Annotated in this window: 19 protein-coding genes; 13 read left to right on the forward strand and 6 right to left on the reverse strand. The window is 33.8% G+C overall.

Translation table 11 applies throughout. The annotated features are described in order from the left end of the window. Positions 1-75: 75 nt before the first annotated feature. Positions 76-1956 (forward strand): molecular chaperone DnaK, encoded by a 1881-nt coding sequence (dnaK, locus tag FLAK523_RS10425; RefSeq protein ID WP_248903219.1) that lies wholly within the window; start codon positions 76-78, stop codon positions 1954-1956. A gap of 336 nt (positions 1957-2292) precedes the next feature. Here the strand turns inward: dnaK and FLAK523_RS10430 are convergent, their stop codons facing one another. Then, complete coding sequence (locus FLAK523_RS10430) at positions 2293-4851, reverse strand: zinc-dependent metalloprotease (RefSeq protein ID WP_248903221.1); 2559 nt, start codon at positions 4849-4851, stop codon at positions 2293-2295. A gap of 289 nt (positions 4852-5140) precedes the next feature. Between FLAK523_RS10430 and corA the strand changes: the two genes are divergently transcribed. The 5 genes from corA (at position 5141) to FLAK523_RS10455 (ending at position 13547) form a co-directional block, all read left to right on the forward strand. Further along, entirely contained in the window at positions 5141-6211 is a 1071-nt protein-coding gene (corA, locus tag FLAK523_RS10435) for a magnesium/cobalt transporter CorA (protein WP_248903223.1), read from the forward strand. A 104-nt stretch (positions 6212-6315) separates the two neighbouring features. After that, the gene (pta, locus tag FLAK523_RS10440; RefSeq protein WP_248903225.1) at positions 6316-8409 is read left to right on the forward strand and encodes a phosphate acetyltransferase; all 2094 of its coding nucleotides are present in this window, start codon (positions 6316-6318) and stop codon (positions 8407-8409) included. Between the two features lie 189 nt (positions 8410-8598). Beyond that, positions 8599-9783 (forward strand): acetate/propionate family kinase, encoded by a 1185-nt coding sequence (locus FLAK523_RS10445; protein WP_248903227.1) that lies wholly within the window; start codon positions 8599-8601, stop codon positions 9781-9783. 196 nt (positions 9784-9979) lie between these two features. Then, positions 9980-12079, forward strand: coding sequence for a glycoside hydrolase family 97 protein (locus tag FLAK523_RS10450; protein WP_248903229.1), 2100 nt, complete (start codon positions 9980-9982; stop codon positions 12077-12079). A gap of 88 nt (positions 12080-12167) precedes the next feature. Continuing rightward, positions 12168-13547, forward strand: a complete 1380-nt coding sequence (locus tag FLAK523_RS10455; RefSeq protein WP_248903231.1) for a M28 family peptidase — start codon at positions 12168-12170, stop codon at positions 13545-13547. A gap of 91 nt (positions 13548-13638) precedes the next feature. On the opposite strand, the gene FLAK523_RS10460 is transcribed toward FLAK523_RS10455, so the two are convergent. The 5 genes from FLAK523_RS10460 to FLAK523_RS10480 all read right to left on the reverse strand — a co-directional run bounded on the left by FLAK523_RS10460 (position 13639) and on the right by FLAK523_RS10480 (position 18402). Continuing rightward, positions 13639-14721 carry an AI-2E family transporter gene (locus tag FLAK523_RS10460; protein WP_248903233.1) on the reverse strand — a complete coding sequence of 361 codons (1083 nt, stop codon included), beginning with the start codon at positions 14719-14721 and terminating at the stop codon, positions 13639-13641. A gap of 70 nt (positions 14722-14791) precedes the next feature. Beyond that, a complete protein-coding gene (locus FLAK523_RS10465; protein ID WP_248903235.1) occupies positions 14792-15892 on the reverse strand; it encodes a PAS domain-containing sensor histidine kinase in 1101 nt (366 codons plus the stop codon). 223 nt (positions 15893-16115) lie between these two features. Further along, the gene (locus FLAK523_RS10470; protein WP_248903237.1) at positions 16116-16961 is read right to left on the reverse strand and encodes a hypothetical protein; all 846 of its coding nucleotides are present in this window, start codon (positions 16959-16961) and stop codon (positions 16116-16118) included. 9 nt (positions 16962-16970) lie between these two features. Next, entirely contained in the window at positions 16971-17789 is an 819-nt protein-coding gene (gene kdsA / locus FLAK523_RS10475; RefSeq protein WP_248903239.1) for a 3-deoxy-8-phosphooctulonate synthase, read from the reverse strand. 160 nt (positions 17790-17949) lie between these two features. Next, a complete protein-coding gene (locus FLAK523_RS10480) occupies positions 17950-18402 on the reverse strand; it encodes a 2-dehydro-3-deoxyphosphooctonate aldolase (RefSeq protein ID WP_248903241.1) in 453 nt (150 codons plus the stop codon). A 166-nt stretch (positions 18403-18568) separates the two neighbouring features. Here FLAK523_RS10480 and FLAK523_RS10485 point away from each other — a divergent pair, with 166 nt between their 5' ends. The 7 genes from FLAK523_RS10485 (at position 18569) to FLAK523_RS10515 (ending at position 26173) form a co-directional block, all read left to right on the forward strand. After that, the gene (locus tag FLAK523_RS10485; protein WP_248903243.1) at positions 18569-19126 is read left to right on the forward strand and encodes a YeeE/YedE family protein; all 558 of its coding nucleotides are present in this window, start codon (positions 18569-18571) and stop codon (positions 19124-19126) included. Positions 19127-19129: 3 nt separating this feature from the next. Beyond that, positions 19130-19543 carry a DUF6691 family protein gene (locus FLAK523_RS10490; protein ID WP_248903245.1) on the forward strand — a complete coding sequence of 138 codons (414 nt, stop codon included), beginning with the start codon at positions 19130-19132 and terminating at the stop codon, positions 19541-19543. Positions 19544-19725: 182 nt separating this feature from the next. Then, positions 19726-21039 (forward strand): TolC family protein, encoded by a 1314-nt coding sequence (locus FLAK523_RS10495; protein ID WP_248903247.1) that lies wholly within the window; start codon positions 19726-19728, stop codon positions 21037-21039. 71 nt (positions 21040-21110) lie between these two features. Further along, the gene (locus tag FLAK523_RS10500; protein WP_248903249.1) at positions 21111-22190 is read left to right on the forward strand and encodes an efflux RND transporter periplasmic adaptor subunit; all 1080 of its coding nucleotides are present in this window, start codon (positions 21111-21113) and stop codon (positions 22188-22190) included. Between the two features lie 188 nt (positions 22191-22378). After that, on the forward strand, positions 22379-25621 hold the full coding sequence (locus FLAK523_RS10505; protein WP_248903251.1) for an efflux RND transporter permease subunit: 3243 nt from the start codon (positions 22379-22381) through the stop codon (positions 25619-25621). An 11-nt stretch (positions 25622-25632) separates the two neighbouring features. Beyond that, positions 25633-25938 (forward strand): hypothetical protein, encoded by a 306-nt coding sequence (locus tag FLAK523_RS10510; protein WP_248903253.1) that lies wholly within the window; start codon positions 25633-25635, stop codon positions 25936-25938. Between the two features lie 49 nt (positions 25939-25987). After that, positions 25988-26173 (forward strand): DUF2892 domain-containing protein, encoded by a 186-nt coding sequence (locus FLAK523_RS10515; RefSeq protein WP_248903254.1) that lies wholly within the window; start codon positions 25988-25990, stop codon positions 26171-26173. The last annotated feature ends 74 nt before the right edge of the window (positions 26174-26247 follow it).

Here is a 26247-nt window from a genome sequence, read left to right on the forward strand (position 1 = left end):
TAGTGTTGGCACAAAGATTGCTTTACAGTCAGCAAGTATTAAAAACGAGTATACAATAAATTAAATATATTAAAAATGGGTAAAATAATCGGAATTGATTTAGGTACGACAAACTCTTGTGTTTCTGTAATGGAAGGTAATGAAGCAGTTGTTATTCCTAACGCAGAAGGAAAAAGAACAACACCATCTATCATCGCTTTTGTTGAAGGTGGCGAAATTAAAGTGGGAGATCCAGCAAAAAGACAAGCGGTAACTAATCCAACTAAGACTATTGCTTCTATTAAACGTTTTATGGGACGTGGTTTTGGTGAAGTTTCGGCTGAAGCAAAAAGAGTTTCTTACAAGATTGTAAAAGGAGACAACAATACACCACGTGTGGATATTGATGGTCGTTTATATTCGGCTCAAGAATTGTCAGCAATGACTCTTCAAAAAATGAAAAAAACTGCTGAAGACTATTTAGGTCAAACAGTTACTGAAGCAGTTATTACTGTTCCTGCTTACTTTAATGATGCACAACGTCAAGCTACGAAAGAAGCTGGTGAAATTGCAGGTCTTAAAGTTATGCGTATAATCAATGAGCCAACTGCTGCGGCACTTGCTTACGGATTAGACAAAAAAGGAACTGATCAAAAAATTGCTGTATACGATTTAGGTGGAGGTACTTTTGATATTTCTGTTCTTGAATTAGGAGACGGAGTTTTTGAAGTATTATCTACAAATGGAGATACTCACTTAGGTGGAGATGATTTTGACCACGAAATTATTGACTGGTTAGCTGCTGACTTCTTAACTGAAGAAGGTATTGACTTACGTCTTGACCCAATGTCATTACAACGTTTAAAAGAAGCTGCTGAAAAAGCTAAAATTGAATTGTCATCTTCTACTGAAACTGAAATCAACTTACCTTACGTAACTGCTACAGCTTCAGGACCAAAACACCTTGTTAAGAAATTAACTAGAGCTCAATTTGAAAAATTAACTGATACATTAGTTAAACGTTCTATGGCACCAGTTGCTAGAGCTTTGAAAGATGCAGGTTTATCTGTTTCTGATATTGACGAAGTTATCTTAGTAGGAGGTTCTACTCGTATGCCAAGAATTGCTGACGAAGTTGAAAAATTCTTTGGTAAAAAAGCGTCTAAAGGAGTTAACCCTGATGAAGTTGTTGCAATTGGAGCAGCTATTCAAGGTGGAGTTCTTTCTGGAGATGTAAAAGATGTATTGTTACTTGACGTTACACCTTTATCTTTAGGTATCGAAACTATGGGTGGTGTTATGACAACTCTTATTGAGTCTAATACAACTATTCCAACTAAAAAATCTCAAGTTTTCTCTACAGCTGCAGATTCTCAACCAACTGTTGAACTTCACGTTCTTCAAGGAGCTAGAGCAATGGCTGTTGATAACAAAACTATCGGTCGTTTTAACTTAGACGGTATTCCACCAGCACCAAGAGGTGTTCCACAAATTGAAGTAACTTTTGATATTGATGCTAATGGTATCATCAAAGTTTCAGCAACTGATAAAGGAACTGGTAAATCTCACGATATTCGTATCGAAGCTTCTTCTGGATTAACTTCTGAAGAAATCGAAAGAATGAAACAAGATGCTGAAGCTAACGCTGGAGCTGATAAAATCGCAAGAGAAAGAGCTGAAAAATTGAACGAAGCTGATGGAATGATCTTCCAAACTGAAACTCAATTGAAAGACCTAGGAGCAAAATTATCTGATGATAATAAAGTTGCTGTTGAATATGCATTAACTGAATTGAGAATGGCTCACCAATCTCAAGACATTCCAGCTATTCAAACTGCACTTGATAACATCAATGCTGCTTGGAAAACTGCTACTGAAGCAATGTATGCTCAAGGAGAACAAGCTCAAGGTGCTGAACCACAAGCTGAAAGCCAAGGAGACAATGTTGAAGACGTTGAATTTGAAGAAGTAAAATAATTATTTCTGTAGAGACGCGATTTATCGCTTCTCTTACATCATATAAAAACCGTTCGCCTTTGGTGAACGGTTTTTTTTATGGGTTTAATTAGGGTAACTTTATGTTTGACTCTATTAGGTTTCATAAACTTTTATAGGTTGGTTTTTAAAGTGTGTCACTATTTATATAATTAAAAAAGCTTCAAAAAAAAATGCCCCTAAATAGTGTTTAACTATTTAGGGGTATTTAATTTAATTAGTTGAGGTTTTGTAGAGTTTCATCATAATGATGTTCTCAGTTAATCTCTACTTATTGATTAAAAAAGGAAACTGTTTTAAACAGTTTCCTTTTTTTGTTTATCTAGGATTTAAAGCGTTTTCAATTCTGGATACCAAATCAAGTAAATGAAACTTACTCATTCTATCTGTCATCTTTGTTGCAGCTAATTTCATTTCGTTTTTCAAGATTACTAACTGACCTCTAGATACAGATGGCAAGTCGGTTTGACTTAAATTTACGTTTCTAGTGGTGAAACCATAAGTAACACCCACCGGAACTGATCTTACACTTGCATTTCCAGGTTTTAGTAATCCAATCATTTTATCAACATACAGTTTTTGTATATTTCTACGATAGATGTCAATTGAGGTGTTGCTTTTCAATTCTGAAAAAATACCATTTTTAAGATCATCCATTAATTCGTCTATAGAATAGTTGTTTTTGTTTGTAGAAGAAGTCTCAATAAGTCTTACCACTCTGTCTCCTGCCAAAAGACTGGATAAAGTTGCGTCTTGCATACTTTTAATAGACTCAACACCGCTTTCTGGATTTATTTTCGAAAGGATATTTTGATCCATTAACCATTTTGGGGTAGTAAATAATTGGGTGTTCAAGAAGGCTACTGCCTCTTTTTGTATGCTTTTAGGAACAACTTCAAACTGATTTCCTGTCATATCATATGTTTTAGGAGAATCGTATATCCCTCCAACATTTTTGGTTACATGTCCCATGTATCTTCTAAATTGTCCTAGAAGTGCATTATAAAGATTATCTAGTTCAGCATAACTTTCCCCATTTTCTTTACTCCATTCTAACAAATTAGGTAAAATTCTTTTTAGGTTTTTTATTCCGTATTCAGATGCTCTCATAGCATTATCACCTATGTCTTCTGTTTGGTATCTAGGGTCATAAGGACTAGTTTCAGTTCCAAACCATAAACGACGGTTTTTGTATGCTTCCTTTGTCATTTCATTCAAAATCGCTTTTTCTTCCTTTTCGCTTTTCGCATCGTCAAAATAGGAGTAACCCCATTTTATAGCCCACTTGTCATAATCTCCAATTCTTGGAAATAAAGCAGTTACTCCATCCTCTGGCTGAGCTACATAATTAAAACGAGCGTAATCCATAATAGAAGAAGTATGTCCGTTTTTATCTTGATAATCTTTATCTCTTAGTTTTTCAACTGGCGTAGCTGAACTAGCTCCCATATTGTGACGTAAACCAAGAGTGTGTCCTACTTCATGAGAAGAAACAAAACGAATCAATTCTCCCATTAAATTGTCATCAAATTTCTTATTTCTTGCAGCTGGATCTACAGCCGCTGTTTGAATCAAATACCAATCTCTTAAAAGACTCATAATGTTATGGTACCAACCAATGTGGCTTTCTAATATTTCACCGCTTCGAGGGTCATTAACATTTGGTCCATATGCATTTTTAATTTCGGCAGCAAAATATCTTAATACTGAAAAACGGGCATCTTCCAAACTCATTGTAGGATCGTTTTCTGGCCAGTATTCTCCTCTAATGGCATTTTCCCAACCCGCACTTTCAAAGGCAACTTGCCAGTCGTCTATACCCTGTTTGATGTGCTTTTTCCATTTTTCAGGAGTAGCTGGGTCAATATAGTAGACAATAGGTTTCAAAGGTTCAATCAATTCACCGTTTTTTTGTCTTTGTGCATCCTCAGCTGATTTTGGCTCTAAACGCCATCTAACTGCAAATACTTCGGTTTCTGATTTTTGTGATTCTTCTTCAAAGACACCGTGTTGATTTGCAAAATACCCAACACGGGCATCAAATGTTCTTTTGCGCATTGGAGTTTTTGGTAGTAGAATCATTGAGGTATTGATCTCTAATGTAACTACTCCTGCATCCAAAGCAGATGGTACATCAACTCCAATTTTTGGTGTTGGTGTGGTGTTGATTTTTTGTGGTGTTGTTGTAAATGTTTTTACGCTTCTAATTTCTGTGTTTATTGGAAAACTACTTACTTTAGAAATAAAAGACCTGTCTTTTTGAAACGATTGTATGTTTAACAATTGTTTCTTAATTGGATCTAATGAAAAAGTTTGAACATCAGCATCAAATGTTGGTGTTAAATCTAGCACATAACCAGTGATTTTTCCTGATGCATCTTTTTTATAAGCCAGTACATCATAATTACCGATAATAGGATCAGAAGTTGAGTTTTTAACCGCTTGAGCCATTGGCTTGTCTTCGTCTGGGGACATTATTACATAAGTAATTGACCTAAGAAGGATATTGTTATTAAGTCCTTTCTCCCATTTTATTACTTGTCTGTTGATTTCTTCTCCACCAAATATTCCTCCTCCAGCTGGAGTTTTTGAATATCGGGTGATCGTCATAATTTCAGCTCCCAAAAGTGATTCCGGAATTTCAAAAAGGTATTTGTCATCCATTTTATGAATGTCAATCAATCCTCTTTGAGTGACTGCTGTAGAGTCAATAACTTTGTTGTACGGTTTTGGTACTTTTTTGACATCAGCTTTTTTTGTGTCAACTGTTGCAACGGCATCCGTGTCCTTTTTTTTCTTTTTTTTGCTCTGTGCAAATGTTCCTTGGCTTAGGCCCAAAAGGAGACAAGTGGTAATTAAAATTATTTTTTTTTGCATTTGTTTATTTGTATTAAAAAGATTGATTTTAGTTTCTATTAGTATCCAAATTTATTTATATAATTTAGATTATGATTGTATTTGTATGTTTAATTTTGAATATTATAATTATTGCCATTCGAATCATATTATTCGATAACATGATTTATCTCATAAATGGATTTATTCTTTTGAACTATCTTTGTTTTGGAACAAGAATAAAGTCTGTTATCTGATTTGTTTTTAAGAAAATGAATAATAATAATGATTCGTTTTTTTATAAAAGATTTCCGTAATTTTATGGTGTAAAATGTTTATAATGAAATATAAAAAATCAAGAAGATTACCGCATTTAAATCTAGAATATACCGGGATACATACAAGCAAAGAATCGGAGATGCAATTGTTCGTTTTTGATGATTCGTCTATGGATGAATATGAGGATTTCACTTTGTCTGATTTAGACAAGTACATCGATACAAACAAAACAAATTGGCTTAATTTACACGGATTAAACAATGCAGACTTAATTCAGAATATTGGGGATTATTTTAAAATTGACGATTTTATGCTTTTTGATATTTTAAATACTTCAAGAAGAACAAAGCTAGAAGAACTCTCTGATACCTTGTTTTTTAACATAAAGTCTATATTACCCACGGAACACTCTGATAATATTAATCTCGAACAAATCAGTTTTCTAATTAAAGATGGAATGTTAATTTCTTTTCAAGAAAAACGTTCTGATTTTTTTACGCATATTCGAGAAAGAATCAGGAAGCATACCGGAATAGTGAGAACCAAAAAAGTGGACTATTTACTGTATATCCTTCTAGATTCTATTATGGAGAATTTCTATATCACCTTAGAGAATGAAGAGTCTAAGGTAGAAGAGCTTATTACACTTTCAAAAATAAGCACAGATCCAGTAATTTTAGTGAATATTGAAAAACACAGAGACAATTATAATTTCTTGAAACGTTCTATTATACCTCTTCGGGATTCTTTATTTGCCATAAAAAGTATAAAAGATGACAATGTATTCAATTTAATTGAAGCCGAAAATTTCACCTTTTTCTTCAGATTGCATCAAAAAAGTTTGGAACTATTGGAACAAATTGAATCGGATATGGGAATGCTGGAAAGTGCTTCTAATTTTTACTTCTCCTCACAAACACATAAGATGAACGAGATAATGAAAACCCTGACGATTGTTTCGGCTATTTTTATACCTATGACTTTTATTGTAGGTGTGTATGGAATGAATTTTGAACATATGCCCGAATTAAAATATCAAAATGGCTATTATACTGTCATCGGGATTATGGTTTTGATTGGAATAGGAATGATTTTCTATTTTAAAAGGAGACGTTGGTTTTGAAATTAGTGAGAAGTGAAATGTATAATAAATAGAGATTACGATAATAAAGTGAAATATAAGTTGACCAATTAGAATTGGGATATAAAAATGTAAAAATAAACAGAATGAATAAGGCGATATATATTGCAACTAGCGAACATAACAGCGGTAAGTCCATAGTTACTCTTGGATTGATGAGTATGTTAATAGGTAAAACTGCCAAAGTAGGTTATTTTAGACCTATTATTGAAGATTTTGAAGACGGGAAATTAGACAACCACATTGAGACTGTTATTTCTCACTTTGGGCTTGATATCGACTTTGAAGATGCTTTTGCTATTACCAAAAGTAAGCTGATCAAAAAGAAAAATAAGGGAAAAATAGGAGAAGTGCTCGATCTGATTATTGAGAAATACAAAAAATTAGAGGAGCAGTTTGATTTTGTTTTAGTGGAAGGAACGAGCTTTAGTGGTGAAGGTACCGTTATCGAACTTGATATGAATGTACTGATTGCTAAAAACCTGGGGATACCAACTATTATTGTAGGTTCGGGTGTGGGGAAAACACTGGAGGAATTAATAGACAGTCTTTATCTTGCTTATGATTCTTTTAAAGTTAAAGATGTAGAGGTATTAGCGGTTATAGCCAATAAAGTCCAACCGGAAAACATCGATTTAGTAACAAATGGTTTAAAATCCAACTTACCAAAAGAAGTTTTGGTTAATGCTATTCCAATTATTTCCAGTTTGAATAATCCAACGATTAAGGAAATTGTGGATGAACTGGGTGCTAAAGTTTTATTTGGAAAGGAATTTTTGAATAACGAAGTAGGTAATTTTAGTGTAGGTGCTATGCAATTGCGTAATTATCTAATTCATTTAAAAGAAAACGCTCTTGTAATTACTCCTGGAGACAGAGCAGATATTATTTTGGGTGCATTACAAGCTAATGAGTCGGCTAATTATCCTTCGGTATCAGGAATTGTCTTAACGGGAAACATTCTTCCAGAGGATAGTATTTTAAAGTTAATCGAAGGATTGACAAGTATTGTTCCAATAATCACTGTAGAAGGGGGGACCTATAGTATTACAAATAAAATAGGAAACATAAAGTCCAAAATTTATGCGGATAATACCCAGAAAATTGAAACATCTATAAATACATTCGAAAAGTATGTTGATCTGGACAGTTTATCTACTAAGTTAAGTGCTTTTGAAGCTGATGGAATTACTTCTAAAATGTTTCAATACAATCTGGTAAAAAGAGCTAAAAAGCATAGAAAACACATTGTATTGCCCGAAGGAAGTGACGAAAGAATCATTATTGCTACCTCTCGATTACTGGCAATGGATGTTGTTGATATTTCGATTATTGGAAACAAAAAACAAATAGAAAACAAGGTAGCCGAATTAGGGATTGCTTTTGACTTTTCGAAAGTAAAAATCATAAACCCGATTGAGTCCGAAAATTACGAGGATTATGCAAATACGTATTACGAGTTGCGTAAAAATAAAAATGTAACCATAAGAATGGCCAAAGATTTAATGGAAGACGTTTCTTATTTTGGTACGATGATGGTGTATAAAGGGCACGCTGACGGAATGGTTTCTGGTGCTGCGCATACAACCCAACATACCATTTTACCAGCGTTACAATTCATAAAAACTAAACCGGATACTTGTATTGTTTCGTCCATATTTTTTATGTGCTTGGAAGACCGCGTTTCTGTTTTTGGGGATTGTGCCATAAACCCAAATCCTACTGCCGAACAATTAGCTGAAATCGCTATATCTTCTGCCGACTCAAGTTTGGCTTTTGGTATCGAACCAAAAATTGCTATGCTATCTTATTCTTCTGGTTCTTCTGGAAAAGGGGATGAAGTGGATAAAGTAAGAAAGGCTACTGAAATTGTACGTGAAAAACGACCTGACTTAAAAATTGAAGGCCCTATACAATATGACGCTGCCGTAGATATGGAAATAGGTCAAAGCAAAATGCCAAATTCCGAAGTAGCGGGACAAGCAAGCGTCCTTATTTTTCCTGATTTGAACACAGGAAACAATACCTATAAAGCAGTTCAGAGAGAAACGGGTGCTTTGGCTATTGGGCCAATGTTACAAGGATTAAACAAGCCCGTAAATGATTTAAGTAGAGGTTGCACTGTAGATGATATTATCAATACGGTGGTGATTACTGCAATACAAGCACAAGGGTTGTAAAAAAAGTTTAAAAGTTTAAAGTTTAAAGTTTAAAAGTTTCAGGTTTCAAATAAAATAATAAACACAAAATATATCCGTCCAGTCCCCCTCTCCTTTGGAGAGGGCCGGGGAGAGGAATAAACACAAAGTATATCCTTCCAGTCCCCCTCTCCTTCGGAGAGGGTCGGGGAGAGGAAAATAAATAAAACAATGAAAATAGTAATAGTAAATACAGGAAGTTCTTCAATCAAATATCAATTAATAGATATGCCTTCTAAGGAAGTAATTTGTAGTGGTATGATAGATAGAATAGGCTTGGAAACATCAAATCTAAGCTATAAAACAAGTACAAATTCGGTTGAAGAGATTTTACCAATTTCGGATCATAAAGAAGGATTGGAAAAGATTGCTCAATTGTTGATGGATGAAAAGATTGGAGTAATTAAAAGTACTAAAGAGATAGATGTTGTTGGACATCGTGTTGTTCATGGAGGAAGTACTTTTTCTGATACCGTAGTGATTACTGAAGAGGTGAAAGATCAAATAAAGAAACTTTTTTCCTTAGCGCCATTGCACAATCCATCAAATCTGGAAGGAATAGAAGTTGCCGAAGAAATATTTGCAACAGCAAAACAAGTAGCCGTATTTGATACTGCCTTTCATCAGACAATTCCCGTTGTGGCTCATAAATATGCCATTCCTAATAGATTATTAACGGAGAATAAGATTCGGGTTTATGGTTTCCATGGTACAAGTCATAAATACGTTTCTGAACAAGCTGCAGAATATCTGGATAAAAGCGATAAGATTATCAGTATCCATTTAGGGAATGGTTGTAGTATGACGGCAATAAAAGGCGGCGTAAGCATCGATCATACTTTGGGTTTCGGTCCTATGAACGGATTAGTGATGGGAACGCGAAGCGGCGATATTGACCAATCGGTTATTTTTTATATGGTCAAATCATTAGGTTATACTCTTGATGAGGTTTATAATATGTTACAAAAAGAAAGCGGTATGCTAGGCCTTACAGGTTATAGTGACCTAAGAGATATAGAAGCGCATGCTGAAAAAGGAAATGCCAACTGCCAACTTGCATTAGCCATGAATGCGTATCGCATAAAAAAATATATAGGTTCTTATACTGCTGTAATGAATGGTCTAGACGCTATAGTATTTACGGCTGGTGTTGGTGAGAATTCATCTTATGTTCGAAAATTAGTGTGTACTGATATGGAGTATTTCGGAATCGAATTAGATAATGAAAAAAATGAAATCCGCTCCAAAGAAATCCGTGAAATAAATCTTCCTGAGTCTAAAACAAAAGTTTTGGTTATTCCTACCAATGAAGAAATCGAAATTGCAAAGCAAGTATATAATTTGCTTTTGGGTTAAAATAAACTTCTTATACTATAAAAAGCTTCTCGTTTGAGAGGCTTTTTTTTCGTTATAACCAATAAACGGTTCTGTGTTTATAAGTTTGGAATTCAAGGGTTTAGGGTGTAATGTAGTATTGTTTGTTAAATCAGATTCTGATAGAAAATAATATTTAACTATTTTAGCAAAACTAAAACTAAAAATTAAATACAAATTGAAACATTATTTATCCCTTTTCCTGCTTTGTGCTATGAGCATATTGCAGGCGCAAAGCATTCAGTCCCCTTCAAACAAAATCATTTTAAATTTTAAGTTAGGGACAAATGGACAGCCATTCTACTCCGTAAATTACAAAGAAAAACCAATCATTCTTGAAAGTGCCTTAGGTATTAAACTGAAAGAGAAAGCAGCTTTAGATGCGAATTTTGAAGTCATGGATACTAAAAAAGCAACTTTTAATGAATCTTGGAAACCTGTACTAGGAGAGCAATCATCTATCTTAAATCATTATAATGAATTGACTGTTTCTCTTATTCAAAAAGAAACTAAGGTAAAAATGAATATCATTTTTAGAGTTTTTGATGAGGGTGTTGCTTTTCGCTATGATTTCCCTAAACAAAACGAACTTAATTATTTCATTATTTCTGATGAGGTATCTCAATTTAATCTAACGGATAATTATAAAGCATTTTGGATTCCGGGAGATTTTGATAGTAATGAGTACGAGTACAACGAAACAAAACTTTCTGAAATTGATAATTCTAAAATAGATATGAATAATGGTATTGGTGTGAAATCCATTCCAGGAAAATACATTGTTCAATCGCCGTTGATGATGAAATCTACATCGGGGTTATATCTTAATATTTTTGAAGCGGCGGTAGTTAATTATCCTATAATGCATTTAAATGTTGATGTTGAAAAATATAAATTGAATGCACAATTGGTTCCTAACGCTATAGGTGACAAAGCCTATTTGCAAACACCTTGCGTTTCTCCTTGGAGAACGATAATGATAAGTGATGATGCCAGAGATATTGTAGGCTCAAAAATGATTCTGAACCTTAACGAACCTTCAAAAATTGAAGATACTTCTTGGATTAAGCCTATGAAGTATGTTGGGATTTGGTGGGAAATGCACGTTGGGAAAGCTACCTGGGATTATGCAGGTTCACAAAATGCTCAAAACTCAGTGACTAAGGATTTATTACCTTCAGGAAAACACGGAGCAACTACAGAAAACACTAAAAGATACATCGACTTTGCTGCCAAAAACGGTTTTGATGGAGTTCTGGTAGAAGGATGGAATGTCGGTTGGGAAGATTGGTTTGGCAACTGGAAAGAAGAGGTTTTTGACTTTGTAACTCCTTATCCTGATTTTAATATTGATGAGGTTACGGCTTACGCCAAAGCAAAAAATGTAAAAATGATTATGCATCATGAGACTTCGGGCTCAGTTGCTAATTATGAAAGAAGATTAGACCGTGCATTTGATTATATGAAGAAATACGATTATCCGGCTGTAAAGTCAGGATACGTAGGTAAAATTATTCCTAGAGGAGAATTCCATGACGGGCAGTCTATGGTCAACCATTTTAATTTTGTTGCAAGACGTGCTGCTGATTATAAAATTATGATTAATTCACACGAATCTTCCAGACCTACAGGCTATAGCAGAACCTATCCAAATTATATTGCTGCCGAAGCTGCTCGTGGAAATGAATTCAATGCTTGGAGTATTGGAAACCCACCTATGCACGAAACAATATTGCCTTTCACAAGACTACTTGGAGGACCTATGGATTATACTCCTGGTATTTTCGAAATAAAAATGAGCCATTACGATAAAAGTAAAACGGAACAAGTACATACTACATTGGCAAAACAACTAGCTTTGTATGTAACGATGTATTCTCCTTTGCAAATGGCAGCTGATTTACCTGAAAACTACGAGAAATACAATGATGCTTTTCAATTCATTAAAGACGTAGCTGCAGATTGGGATGAGAGTATATATCTAGAAGCAGAACCAGGTGATTATTTAACGGTAGTTAGAAAAGAAAAAGGAAAAGAATCGTGGTTCCTGGGTGCAATCACCGATGAAAATGCAAGAAACTCTGAAATTAAGTTGGATTTCCTAACAAAAGGACAAAAGTATAAAGCGACCATTTACGAAGATGCAAATAATGCTCATTGGAAAAACAATCCTATTGCTTATAAAATTAGAACTATGATAGTTACCACTAAGTCAAAAATTAAATTGAAATTGGCTGCCGGCGGAGGAACCGCTATCAGTTTTGAACCAATTAAATAAAAACCAAATCCTGTAAGCATTAAACCTTACAGGATTTTTAATTATATTGCGATTCTATTTACCTATTAAAAATTGTAATTATTTCCAAATGAAAAAAAATACCTTTTTAGCTCTTCTTTTATTAAACGGTTCGGTGCTCCTTGCTCAAAATAATGAAGCCAAAACGATTAAAGAAATTTACAACTCCTCTTTGACAAATTCAAAATGTTATTCTTGGTTGGATTATTTATCCAATTCAATTGGAGGTCGTTTATCAGGATCTACTAACGCTGAAAAAGCCGTTCAGTACACCAAATCCGAAATGGAGAAACTAGGTTTTGACCGTGTTTATCTTCAGGAAGTAATGGTGCCAAAATGGGTGAGAGGTACAAAAGAAACTGCTTTTATATTAGATAATAAGACAAAAATCAGTGTGCCTATTTGTGCTTTAGGAGGTTCTATTGCTACCCCAAAAAACGGATTGACTGCTGAGGTTATTGAAGTTCAAAGTCTTAAAGAATTAACTGAATTAGGAGTAGATAAGATAAAAGGGAAAATAGTGTTTTTTAACCGCCCGATGGACAATTCAGTAATTGAATCATTTGAAGCCTATTCTGGTGCTGTGGATCAAAGAGGTGCTGGAGCTAAGGAGGCATCAAAATTTGGAGCTGTAGGTACAATTATTCGTTCTATGAATTTGAGATTGGATGACTTTCCACATACGGGTAATCAAAGTTATGGTGATATTCCTATGTCACAATATATTCCAACAGCCGCAATTAGTACTAATGGAGCAGAGTTATTGTCTAAATCATTAAAAAAGAATCCAAAACTAACATTCTATTTTAAACAATCCTGTGAACAATTTGACGATGTGTTGTCTTATAACGTAATTGGCGAAATAAAAGGGAGTGAACATCCTGAAAACATTATGGTTGTAGGTGGTCATCTCGATTCTTGGGACCTTGCTGATGGTTCTCATGATGATGGAGCAGGTGTGGTGCAAAGTATGGAAGTGGCAAATATTTTTAAAAACCTGGGTTATAAGCCAAAAAACACAATTCGTGTTGTTCTTTTTATGAATGAAGAGAATGGACTAAGAGGAGGGAAAAAATACGAAGAATTAGCACAAGCTAACAAGGAGAACCACATTTTTGCTTTCGAAAGTGATTCTGGAGGATTTACTCCAAGAGGGTTTTCATTAGATTGTGACGAAGCAAATTTTAATAAAATCACAAGTTATAAAAACCTTTTTAAGCCATATTTAATCCATAGTTTTGAAAAAGGGCATTCAGGGTCGGACATTGGTCCTTTAACCTCTAAAACAATTGTAAAAGCGGGTTTACACCCAGATTCACAACGTTATTTTGATTACCATCATGCTGCAAACGATACATTTGATGCTGTAAATAAAAGAGAACTAGAATTAGGAGCTGCCACAATGGCTTCCCTAATCTATTTAATAGATCAAAACGGTATTGTGAAATAGAGAAATGTATTTTTTTAGATTGCGTTTTTAAATATAAAAGCTACAAGAGTATTTCTTGTAGCTTTTATGTTTTTGGCTATTATAAATAATATTATTTTTTTTCAAGATTACCATCTCCTAATAATATGGATAATGATTTTAAACTCTCCGTTCGATCTGCAATTAATTTAATGATACTCGTAAATGGAATGAATAATATCATTCCGGCAGCACCCCATATAATACCACCAATAATTATCATTACAATAATTACAAGTGTATTTATTTTTAATCGGTTTCCTACGGCAAAAGGAAAAATCACATAGGCTTCCAGGATTTGTACAATACCAAAAACCACGATCACGGCTAATGGATACCATATAGAATTAAAAGTGATCCAGGAAACGGCAATAGGCAATAAGGCAGATATCATTATACCAACATAGGGTATAAAAGTCAAGATGGCTGCTATAAAACCAAAAAGAAAAGGATGTGGAACTCCCACAATGGCTAGTCCAATGCTGTTTAAAACACCTACAATAAAGTAGACTAACAGCATTCCTTTTATAAAATTATAATAGGCATGAATGGTTTCGATCAAAATTTCATGAATGGTTTCTTTCTTATTTACAGGAAATAGCTGGTATAAAGCATTCATAAGAATTTTGCGATGATAAAGTATAAGTCCTGATAAAACGGGGATTATTAAAATATAAAAAATGGACTCAGAAAAAATAAACGCAACCCTGCGTACCATTGAAATAGTTTGGGTACCCGAGTTGTTTATGGAGTTTTTGAAATATATCGATTGTTCTTCTAAGCTTATCCCAAAACGCTCTGAGATAAATATACTAACCTGATTTGCGGTTTCAAGTAGTTTCTCTTTGAAGGGTTGCCATTCCTGTGAAAATTCAATTACTTGCAAAAACAGTAAATATATAATTGCTCCCATTAATAGGGTTACACCCATAATAGAAATAAAAATAGCTGCGCTTTGGCTGATTTTTTTTGTTTCAAGCCATTTGCACAAAGGGTACAGTATAAAACTAATCAACAGCGAAAAGCTCAAGGGAATAAAAAGTGTTTTCCCATAATAGAGTAGCAATGAAATCAATACAATGTACTGGAGAATTTCAAGAAGGGAAAACTTTCTTACGGTATGGATAACTATTGGTGTTTTTGGAATTTCTATCATATAAGGACCTAGCTTTTACAGTTAGTTATTCTATACGCTATAAAATAATATTCAGATTCAAGATCTTGTTTTATTCTTTAAAGGTAATTATAAATTTGGCACCTTCATTTACCTTGCTTTCGACAACAATTTGACCTCCAAGATTTGTAATATGATTGTAAACAAGATAAAGTCCAATTCCGTGACTGTCTACATTATCGTGAAACTTTTGGTGTAAACCAAAAATCTTGTCCTTGACTAAATCCATTTCAAATCCAATTCCATTGTCGGAGATTATCAATTGTTTCCTTTTTTTGAATTTTCTGGAAGTAATTGTAATGTTAGCTCGGCAATCAGGCTTTGAATATTTTATTGAATTTGTTATTAAATTTAAGAAAACACTTTTTAAGGATGCTTTATTAAATATCACATTTTCAAACTCTGAAAAGTCAACATTAATAGTAGTTACTGAATTTTGAATTAAAGATATGATAGATAGTAATACTTCATTTAAGGAATCATTTAAATTTAATTCTTCGGTATAAATATCGGATTCATTTTTTTTATCGAGAATTTCAATAGATTCATTTAAAGTTTCTCTTAGGGTAAGGGTAATCGACTTTAATATGGAAATAAATTCTTGCGTTTCAGTGTCGGTTATTTTTGAGGGGTCTAATAGTTCAAATACAGAAAGCATATTATTTACCGGCGATCTTAAATCGTGAGCAGTAGTGTAAGTGAGCTGTTTAAATTCGTGGTTTATTTTTGTTAATTCTGTAAGGTGATTGTTTCTTTCTTCCTCAAGTTCCTTTTTATGAGTAATATTTTTGGCAATAGCATAAACAAGATTTTTATTTTCTATGGGCATTGAAGTCCATAGTAACCAAACTATTGAACCACTTTTTGTGATGTATCTATTTTCGAAATTATATAAGGATTTTTTTCTCCTCATATCACTTCTAGCTTCTGTAGTTATGAGTTGATCATCAAAATAAACAAATTCATTTATAGGCTTTGCTAATAACTCTTCGTTAGTATATCCTAATAGCTTACAAACAGCAGGGTTTATTCTTTTAAAATAACCATCAAATCCTGCTATGCACAATAAGTCTTGTGATATGTCAAAAAAAGCTTCGAAATCTTTAAAAGAATTCACTTCAGTATTTATAATATTTTCATTTGATAATATCATACTCTTACAATGGTTTAGTTATTTACTAACAATCTGCTTTATTGTCAATGTACACTTATACTAAAGTAATAATATTTTTTTTAATATGAGTTCGATTATAGGATAATCTGTTGAAAATGAATGCTTATAGTGGAAAATGGTTTGTTTTATTGGAAACGTAATAAAAAAAAAGAGGCTGTCTCATTGGAGCAGCCTCATATCTGAAATTATTTGTAAGTATTAATTATATTTTAAAAATCCCACCAAAAGCGATTATTTTCTGAAAAAAGAAAAAATCTTGAGAAGCACTATCGTCTCCACTATTTGTAGTTTTGATATCTTGCATATTGATGTAACCTCCTTTTAGCTCTCCTTGGATATAAAAATGTTTGAAAAAAGTCACATTTAAACCAGCTTTTAGAGAAGCTCCATATCCTGAAACATGAAAGTCATCGTGACGATCTTTACCTAATAGCTTAGCATTTGTTTTAGGATATAATAAACCTACACCAGCTCCTTCTGTTAAGTTAATTTGGACCTTGTCAGTATCCCCAATTTTAAATATTGATGAAATATCATCGTGTCTTGAAATTTCAGTATTTACATAATTCAAACCATCTGTGTGTTCAAATGTTAGGAATTCACGAGTTAATAATACTTGATTACCGGTTAGGATTTCCCCGTAAGTTCCTGGTTTAGGATAATAACCGTCTAATGCAACCGCAATATCTTGATTCATCACATATTTCATATGATCAACTCCTATTGCAATACTGTAATGGTCATTAATGAAATACCCCATTCTAAAATTTGTTTGAGGAATAGTCATTCTTGCAGGATTTATATAATCTATATGCCATCCTTTAGGTCTGTCATGAGCTGATACGTCGTTTAAAGTAAAATCATAATCTTTCCCTTTAAATGTAATATCCGACTTGCTGTAAACTTCTCTATTTCCTCCCCATGAAAAAAAGAATTTACCTTTGTTATGAGCAGTATATTTATCTTGTAATTTAATTCCGTCTTGCGCGTTTGCTATATTTGAAAATAGTAAACCAAAGAATAAAGAATATAAAACTATATTTTTCAATGTGTAAAATTAAAATTTATTAATGGTTTGTCTGATGGCAACTAGCTTCGTCATCAAGTCTTCAAAGTAATCTAAATGCAACATATTTGCTCCATCACTTTTAGCATTCGCAGGATCAAAATGAGTTTCAATAAAGATACCATCCACTCCTACAGCAATTCCAGCTTTAGCAACAGTTTCAATCATATCAGGTCTTCCACCTGTAACACCAGCCATTTGGTTTGGTTGTTGTAAAGAATGGGTTACATCAAGTACTGTAGTCGCATATTGTTGCATAGTTGGGATTCCTCTATAATCAACAATCATGTCTTGGTACCCAAACATAGTTCCACGGTCAGTAACCATTATGTTTTGATTGTTGCAATCCAATACCTTTTGAACTGCATGTTTCATACTTTCAGGACTCATAAATTGTCCTTTTTTCAGGTTCACCACTTTTCCAGTATTGGCAGCAGCCACCACTAAATCAGTTTGACGAACTAAAAACGCCGGAATTTGAAGTATATCAACATATTGAGCCGCCATATCCGCATCTTCATTTGTATGAATATCCGTTACCGTAGGAACTTTGAAAGTTTCAGATACTTTTCTAAGGATTTTTAGCGCTTTTTCATCTCCAATTCCTGAAAAACTGTCAATTCTTGAACGGTTTGCTTTCTTAAACGAACCTTTAAAAACGAAAGGAATTTGTAATTTATCAGTGATGCCAATTAATTTTTCGGCAATTCGCATCGCCATTTCTTCTCCTTCAATTGCACAAGGCCCAGCAAGTAAAAAAAAGTTACCACTCTCTGTATGTTTAATTTGAGGAATATGTTGTATGTTCATAATAGGATTATTTTTAGAAAGTGCAAAGGTAGTTATGATTTGCCATTTACAGTTTAGATTTGTATTTTTTTTAGGAGCTATTCCTGCTATTCGTTACAATCCACGCTAAAAAAAGCGTGGGATTTTCTCTTCTATCAGGGCTAGGAGTATGGAATCAGAATTACATTTTTTTCAAGCTAAGTCCTACTGGTACCATAAGAACCCCTTTTTCGTAGATATTTAAATACAATGTGATTGGTTTTGTTTGACCTTCCCATTTTACTTCATATACATCCAGAAAACCTGCTCCCATATCACTTCTCGTTGTTGGAAACGGACAACAACTTTCTAGTTTAGTATAACTTAATTCTTCTCCATTAGGGCCAGCCAAAGCACTTAAATAACGTTGTTGGTTGATTGTCTCATTTTTAGTGTGAATGAAGAATATATTTATTGGGTAATCGGGATCATAACCGTATTTTGTGTCTTTACTGTACTCCGTAATTATAAAGCTGTTGTCCTTAGATAGTTTTGGAATAGGAGCATTATCATCTACGTTTTTCAATGTTGATTTTGTGCTTACACAAGAGACAGTAAGGATTAAAAGAGCGATAAAAACTATAGTTTTTTTCATATTTTGAGGACGATTTTTTTTTACTGTTACAAATATAAACAGTTCTGTAATTTTGAAGCCAACTTCAACCAATAATTTAGTTTTCTAGGTTGATTTTGGATAAATCTGGTAATTCTCACTTATATCAATGCAAATGGTTCTTATATTTGCAAAAAAATATAACAATATGGAATTTATTTCTCAAACCTGGTCTTGGTATGTTTCTGGGTTTTTAATTGGCTTGATTATGCTATGTTTAATCTATTTTGGTAAAGCCTTTGGAATGTCATCAAACCTTCGCTCTATGTGTTCAATTGCAGGTGTTGGAAAATATGTTGATTTTTTTGATTTTGATTGGAAAGCTCAACGTTGGAATTTGGTTGTAATAGCTGGAGCGATGCTAGGTGGTTTTGTAGCAATCCATTATTTATCGTCACCTTCAAATATAGCTTTAAATCCTAAATCAATTGAACAGTTAGCTCTTTATGGTATCGATGCGCCTAATGGTAAATTTTTGCCTGATGAACTTTTTGGACTACAAATATTAGAATCACCAAAAAGTATTTTTATTTTACTTATTGGAGGAGTATTAATTGGCTTTGGTTCCCGTTATGCTGGTGGATGTACTTCAGGACATGCAATATCAGGATTAAGTAATTTACAGTTACCGTCTCTAAAAGCTGTAATAGGATTTTTTATTGGTGGATTGATTATGGTTCACTTGTTATTCCCTTTAATTTTTTAAAATATGAAAGTAATAAAATATTTATTAGTTGGTTTCATTTTCGGAATCGTACTTACAAAATCTGAAGCAGTTTCTTGGTACCGTATTTATGAAATGTTTCAATTTCAATCGTTTCATATGTATGGAATCATTGGTGTAGCTATTGCTACGGGACTTATTGGTATTCAAGTCATTAAGAGGAAAGATATAAAGGATATTAAAGGGCAACCTATTGAAATTCAGGATAAAGAAAAAGGATCAACACGTTATTGGATTGGTGGATTGTTTTTCGGTCTCGGTTGGGCGTTAGTTGGTGCTTGTCCAGGACCAATATTTATTCTCTTAGGAGCCGGTTTTTGGAGCTTGATAATTGTTCTTATCGGAGCTTTACTGGGTACTTTTATTTATGGATTATTAATGAAAAAATTACCTCATTAATATTTTCAGTAACAATAGATATAAAAAGCATTTTTCTTAAACAGGAAAATGCTTTTTTTTTTGTTTTACTATTTTCGAAAAAACAACAACCACTTTTCACCTTTATTTTGGTAATGTGACATTTGTTACTGTGCACGCATTTTCATCACTATACCTTTGTTTCATAATTAAGAAAACCAATTATGAAGAAAATAAATGTAATAGTATTTACAGCAACTATTTTGATCTCCGCTTTTAGTTACGGTCAGGATACTTTGGCTATTTCTAAGAGTGACCTTTGGCAAAAAGTTTCCGATAAAAACTTACAGATTAAAATTGCCAATCAGGAATTTAAATCAGCTCAAGCGGATTATAAACAATCAAATTCCCTTTTCTTACCGAATATCACGGCTTCCCACACAGCCATTTCTACCACAAATCCACTGATGGCTTTTGGATCTAAACTGAATCAGGGAATATTAACGGCTTCCGATTTTGACCCTAGTTTATTGAACAATCCTAATCGTACTCAAAATTACGCTACTAAAATTGAGGTTTTACAACCTTTAATAAATGTGGATGGAATCTACGGTAGACAAGCTGCTAAAGCAAAAATGAATGCTTTTCAATTGCAAACAGAACGTACTAAGGAATATCTGGAACTGGAAGTCAATAAATCATTTATGGAATTGCAACTGGGGTATAAAGCTGTCGCTGTTTTAGCAAAAGCGAATACTACTGCAGATGCCAACTTGAAATTGATTAAAAATTATTTCAAACAAGGAATACTGCAAAAAACAGATTTACTTTCGGTACAAGTACGTGTAAACGAAATAAAAAACCAATTGCAATATGCAAAAAGCAATGTGCAAAACGCTTCTGATTATTTAGCTTTTTTATTGAATGAAGACATTGGTGACAATGTTTACAAACCAACTGAAGCATTAGAAAACACGATTTCGATTATAAATAACGAAACTAAACTTTCTGATAACAGAAAAGATATCCAGGCAATGGATCAATCAACAGAAGCGTATCAAAAGATGTTTCTTTCCAGTAAAATGAACTTTTTACCACGATTGAACGCTTTTGGTAGTTATGAATTGTATGATGATAAATTATTTGGGACAACTGCCAAAGGTTATGTTGTAGGAGCACAATTGTTATGGAATGTATTTGACGGTTTTAAATCAATAGGAAAAATGGAAAAAGCAAAAGCGGACTTTCAAAAAGCCGAGATTGAAACTCAACAATACAAAGCCAAAAGCCAATTAGAACTGAATAAAATCAATCGTCAGATAAAAGATGCTGAAAACAAGGTCAATCTTTCTAAGTTGGATTTAGAACAATCGCAGGAAGCCTACAGAATAAGAAGCAATCGTTTTACGCAAGGGTTAGAAAAAACCACTGACTTACTGCAAGCTGAAACTCAAATGTTCAAAAAAGAATTGGAATACCTACAAGCCGTTTTTGAATACAATTTTACACAACAATATTTACAATTCTTAACGAAGTAAAAGGTAGAAAAAAGAGTAAAGAATATAGATCAAAGAACATAGAAGAAAGACAAAAATTCAAACGAAAAATCATGAAAAAAATAATATCACTAATTTCAATCTCCCTTTTTATTTTAACATCCTGCAAGGGAGAAAAAAAAGAAGCTGTAACTGAATCTCCTGCAATTGCTGTAAAAGTTAGCGGAGTTTCAGAAAATGACAACAGTCCATTTGTAAGTGCAAGTGGAAAAATTGAAGCTGAGAACAGTGCTGATTTAAGTACTCGAATGATGGGTTATGTAACTAAAGTTTATGTAACAGTAGGGCAAAAAGTAAATGCTGGTCAATCATTAGTTAGTATAAATAATACTGACTTACAAGCTAAAAAAGCACAAGTAGACGCAAGTGTTCTTCAGGCTACTGCGGGTTACAATAGCGCCAAAAAGGACTATGATCGTTTTGTGAATTTATTCAAACAACAAAGTGCTTCGCAAAAAGAATTAGACGATATGACTGCTCGTTACGAGATGGCCAAAGCTGGACTTGAAGGAGCAAAACAAATGCGAAATGAAGTTTTGGCACAGTTCAATTATTCTAATATTACGGCTCCGTTTTCAGGTGTTGTGACTAATACTTTTGTAAAAGAAGGAGATATGGCAAACCCAGGAATGCCTTTAGTAAGCGTTGAAGGAGCTTCAAAACTACAAGTGACTGCTATGGTTTCTGAAAGTGACATTACGGAAATTAAAAAAGGAATGCCGGTAAAAGTTTTAGTAAAATCATCCAACAAAAACTTAACTGGAAAAGTGAGCGAAGTGAGTGTATCAGCTAAAAATACGGGCGGTCAGTATTTAGTGAAAATAAATTTAGATAAAACCGATAGTTCTATCTTATCTGGGATGTTTGTTAATGTTCAATTTCCTGTTGAAAATAAAGTAAGTACTACTTCAAATAATATGGTTTTGGTTCCTGAAAGTGCTTTGGTAAAACAAGGACAACTTACCGGAATATATACAATAGGAAATGAAAATATTGCCATTCTAAGATGGTTGCGTACAGGAAAAACTTTTGGGAATCAAGTAGAAATATTATCTGGATTATCAGCCGATGAGAAATACATCGTATCAGCCGAAGGGAAATTGTTTAATGGAGCGAAAGTTAGTGTTCAGTAATCAGTTTTTAGTGTTCAGTCGAATTAAAAAATAGTCCTTTAATACTGCGTGAGGGATAGCAGTGGAAATCCTTTTTCGTCAGTTCGAGTTTCCGCTTTTTAGCGGAAGTATCGAGAACACGAAAATGATTGAAACGAATAGCCCGACCCGACCTTTTGAGAGGGTCACGCCCAAATAAATAAAAAATTATGCAAGAAGGAATTTCAGGTAAAATTGCCCATTTTTTCATCAACTCAAAACTAACCATTTTGATGATGGTTGCTTTGATGATCATTGGTGTCTATAGTTCTTTTCTCATTCCAAGAGAAGAAGAACCACAAATTAATGTTCCTATGGCCGACGTAATGGTGGGTTATCCAGGAGCGAGTCCTACTGAAGTGGAAAGTCGTGTGGCAAAACCTCTTGAGAAAATTATCTCTAATATTAAAGGGGTGGAGCACGTGCATACGATGGCGATGAATGGTCAAGCAATGCTTATTGTTCAGTTTTATGTAGGTCAAGATGTGGAGCGTTCGTATGTGAAATTATATGACGAACTGGCAAAACACGAAGATATGTTCCCAAAAGGAGTGTACAAACCTATGGTTAAAACACGTTCTATTGATGATGTTCCTATGCTTGGAATAACGCTATGGAGTGAAAAAATGGATGATTTTCAATTACGCCAAATTGCGGAAGAAGTGACATCGGAAATTGAAAAAGTGAAGGATGTTGCCATTACCAAAGAAATTGGTGGAAGAAGTAGAACGCTGAAAGTGGTTCTGGACAAAGATAAAATGGCTGAGAATGGCATTGATGCTTTAGGGATTATGCAAATGATTCAGGCAAATAACAGCAGTTCTCAATCGGGTAATTTTGTCAATAACGATCAAGAATATTTAATTACTACCGGGAAATTCTTAACATCGGCAGACGATGTAGAAAATCTTGTTGTGGGTGTGAATAAAAATAGGCCTGTTTATTTGAAACAAGTTGCCACAATTCAGGATGGTCCTTCGACAGCCAAAAGTTATGTGTCTTTTGGATACGGAAAAACAAACGATAAATTTAAAACAGCACAATCTGAATATCCTGCGGTTACCATTTCTATTGGTAAAGTAAAAGGAGCAGATGCAATGAAAATTTCGGAGAAAATCATTGAAAAAGTTGAACATTTAAAGTCGAATTTAATTCCGAATGACGTTCATGTTGAAGTAACTCGTAATTACGGAGAAACGGCTTCTGATAAAGTAGGTGAATTGTTATTACACCTTGGTATTGCTATTTTGGCGGTTACATTCTTAGTGATGTTGGCTATGGGATGGCGTGGTGGATTAGTTGTTTTCTTCTCGGTTCCACTGACTTTTGCATTGACTTTATTCAGTTATTATATGCTGGATTATACGCTGAATCGTATTACCCTTTTTGCCTTAGTTTTTGTGGTGGGAATTGTTGTCGATGACAGTATTATTATTGCAGAGAATATGCACAGGCATTTCAAGATGAAACGATTGCCCTTTAAACAAGCAGCAATTTATGCGATAAATGAAGTAGGGAATCCAACGATTTTAGCAACATTTACGGTTATTGCAGCTATTCTGCCTATGGCATTTGTATCTGGAATGATGGGGCCATATATGAGCCCGATGCCTATAGGTGCTTCGATTGCAATGATTTTATCACTGTTTGTGGCATTGACGGTAACTCCTTATTTAGGATATCATTTATTACAAGAAAAAGATACGCAAGAACATAAAGAAGCCGAAGGTTTAGAAACCAGTTTTATATATAAAATGTACAATAAACTGGAGCGTCCTTTCTTAGAAAGCAGTATGAAGAGAAAAGTGCTTCTGGGAGTTACTGTTTTATTGTTATTCGGTTCGATTGCTATGTTCTTTACTCAATCCGTTTTAGTTAAAATGTTACCTTTTGATAACAAAAACGAATTCCAAATTGTTATTGATATGCCTGAAGGTACAACGCTGGAAAGAACATCGGCGGTTACTAAGGAAATTGCTCAATATCTGTCAACTAAGCCAGAAGTAGTCAATTACCAAAACTACATTGGTACATCGGCACCAATTACTTTCAATGGATTAGTGCGTCATTATGATTTGCGTGGTGGAAGCAATATGGCTGATATCCAAGTGAATTTATTGCACAAAGAAGATCGAAAGTTACAAAGTCATGATATCGCAAAAGAGCTGCGTCCTGAAATTCAGAAAATAGCACAAAAGTATGGTGCAAATGTAAAAATTATTGAAGTTCCGCCAGGGCCTCCAGTATTGTCAACATTAGTGGCAGAGATATATGGACCGGACTATAATGAACAAATAAAAGTGGCTGATCAGGTAAAAGGGATTCTTCAAAAAACGGAAGGAATTGTAGATATTGATTGGACAGTTGAAGACAATCAAGTAGAATACAAGTTGGAAGTGGACAAAGAAAAAGCAATGCTAAATGGGATTGCACCACAACAAATTGTTGGGAATTTGACCTATTTATTAAAAGAATATCCCGTTTCTAATTTATATGATGAAAATTCGAATGATAATGTAGGTATTGTTCTTTCGCTTGACGATAAAGACAAAACAAGTTTGCAAGACATTCAGAACCTTAAAATAAAAGGAAATCAAGGGAATATGATTCCGGTGAGTGATTTGGTTAAAGTAAAAACAGGAACACTTGAAAAAACCATTTATAGAAAAGACCAAAAGCGAGTTGTTTATGTAACGGCTGATATGGCTGGAGCTTTAGAAAGTCCCGTGTATGCTATTCTTGGAATGGATAAAGAATTGCAAAAAATAAAATTACCAAAAGGATATAAGATCAATGAGCTTTATATGGAGCAACCTTCAGACGAAAGTGATTTTACGGTAAAATGGGATGGTGAATGGCAAATTACCTTGGAAGTGTTCCGTGATTTAGGTGTTGCCTTTATGGTTGTAATCGTCATCATCTATATGTTGATTGTGGGTTGGTTTCAAAACTTCAAAACGCCAATTGTGATGATGCTTGCGATTCCGTTATCCTTAATCGGGATTGTATTAGGGCACTGGGTATTAGGAGCGTTCTTTACGGCGACTTCGTTTATTGGTATGATTGCTTTGGCAGGTGTTATGGTCAGGAACTCGGTCTTACTTATCGATTTTATCGAAATACGACTGAATGATGGTGTGCCTTTGAAAGAAGCTATTATTGAAGCTGGAGCGGTTAGAACAACCCCTATTTTGTTAACTACCGGAGCGGTTGTAATAGGTGCGTCAATCATATTGTTTGATCCTATTTTCCAAGGATTGGCAATTTCATTAGTAGCTGGAGCAATTGTTTCCACAATACTTACATTAATTGTGGTGCCGTTGATTTATTATATAACGGAGAGAAAGAAGTGGGAATCCTCCCCCAACCCCTCCGAAGGAGGGGAGTCAGAAACCAATACTCATAATTCATAACTCATAATTGTATGAAGCTACTAATCATAACAGCCATAGCGGCATTTGACAAAGACATCAAAAAAATGCTGAAGCTGGCAGATGTAAAAACCTTTACATACAAAGAGGTAATTGGATTCAAAGATTTATCTGAAGAAGCTATTGAAAGTAATTGGTTTGGAAGCGAAATGAATGAAAATGAATCGGTACTTTATTATGCTTTTATAAAGAAAGAAAAAGTGGATCCGTTTTTTGAACTTGTAAATAAATTTAATGGGGAACAGGAAAGTTTATCCAATATTCATATCGCCGTATTAAACATTGAAAAATCAAATTAATAACATTTAATTTAGAGGAGGAGATTACTTCGTACCTCGCAATAACAGTATGAAAAATAAAGTTTTTAGAATTTTAGTGGGCTCATTTATTTTAATCAGTTTGCTATTGACAAATTATGTAGATCAAAACTGGTTGTGGTTTACGGTATTTATAGGAGTCAATTTAATTCAATCTGGTTTTACTAAATGGTGTTTATTGGAAACTATTTTGTCCAAATTAGGATTAAAAGACTAATGACATCAGATTATTATTTTATGGCTTTTGATGTAATTTATACCACAAAAGCCATAAAATAATTTAATAGTATT

This window comes from Flavobacterium sp. K5-23, assembly GCF_023278045.1.
Classification (GTDB): domain Bacteria; phylum Bacteroidota; class Bacteroidia; order Flavobacteriales; family Flavobacteriaceae; genus Flavobacterium.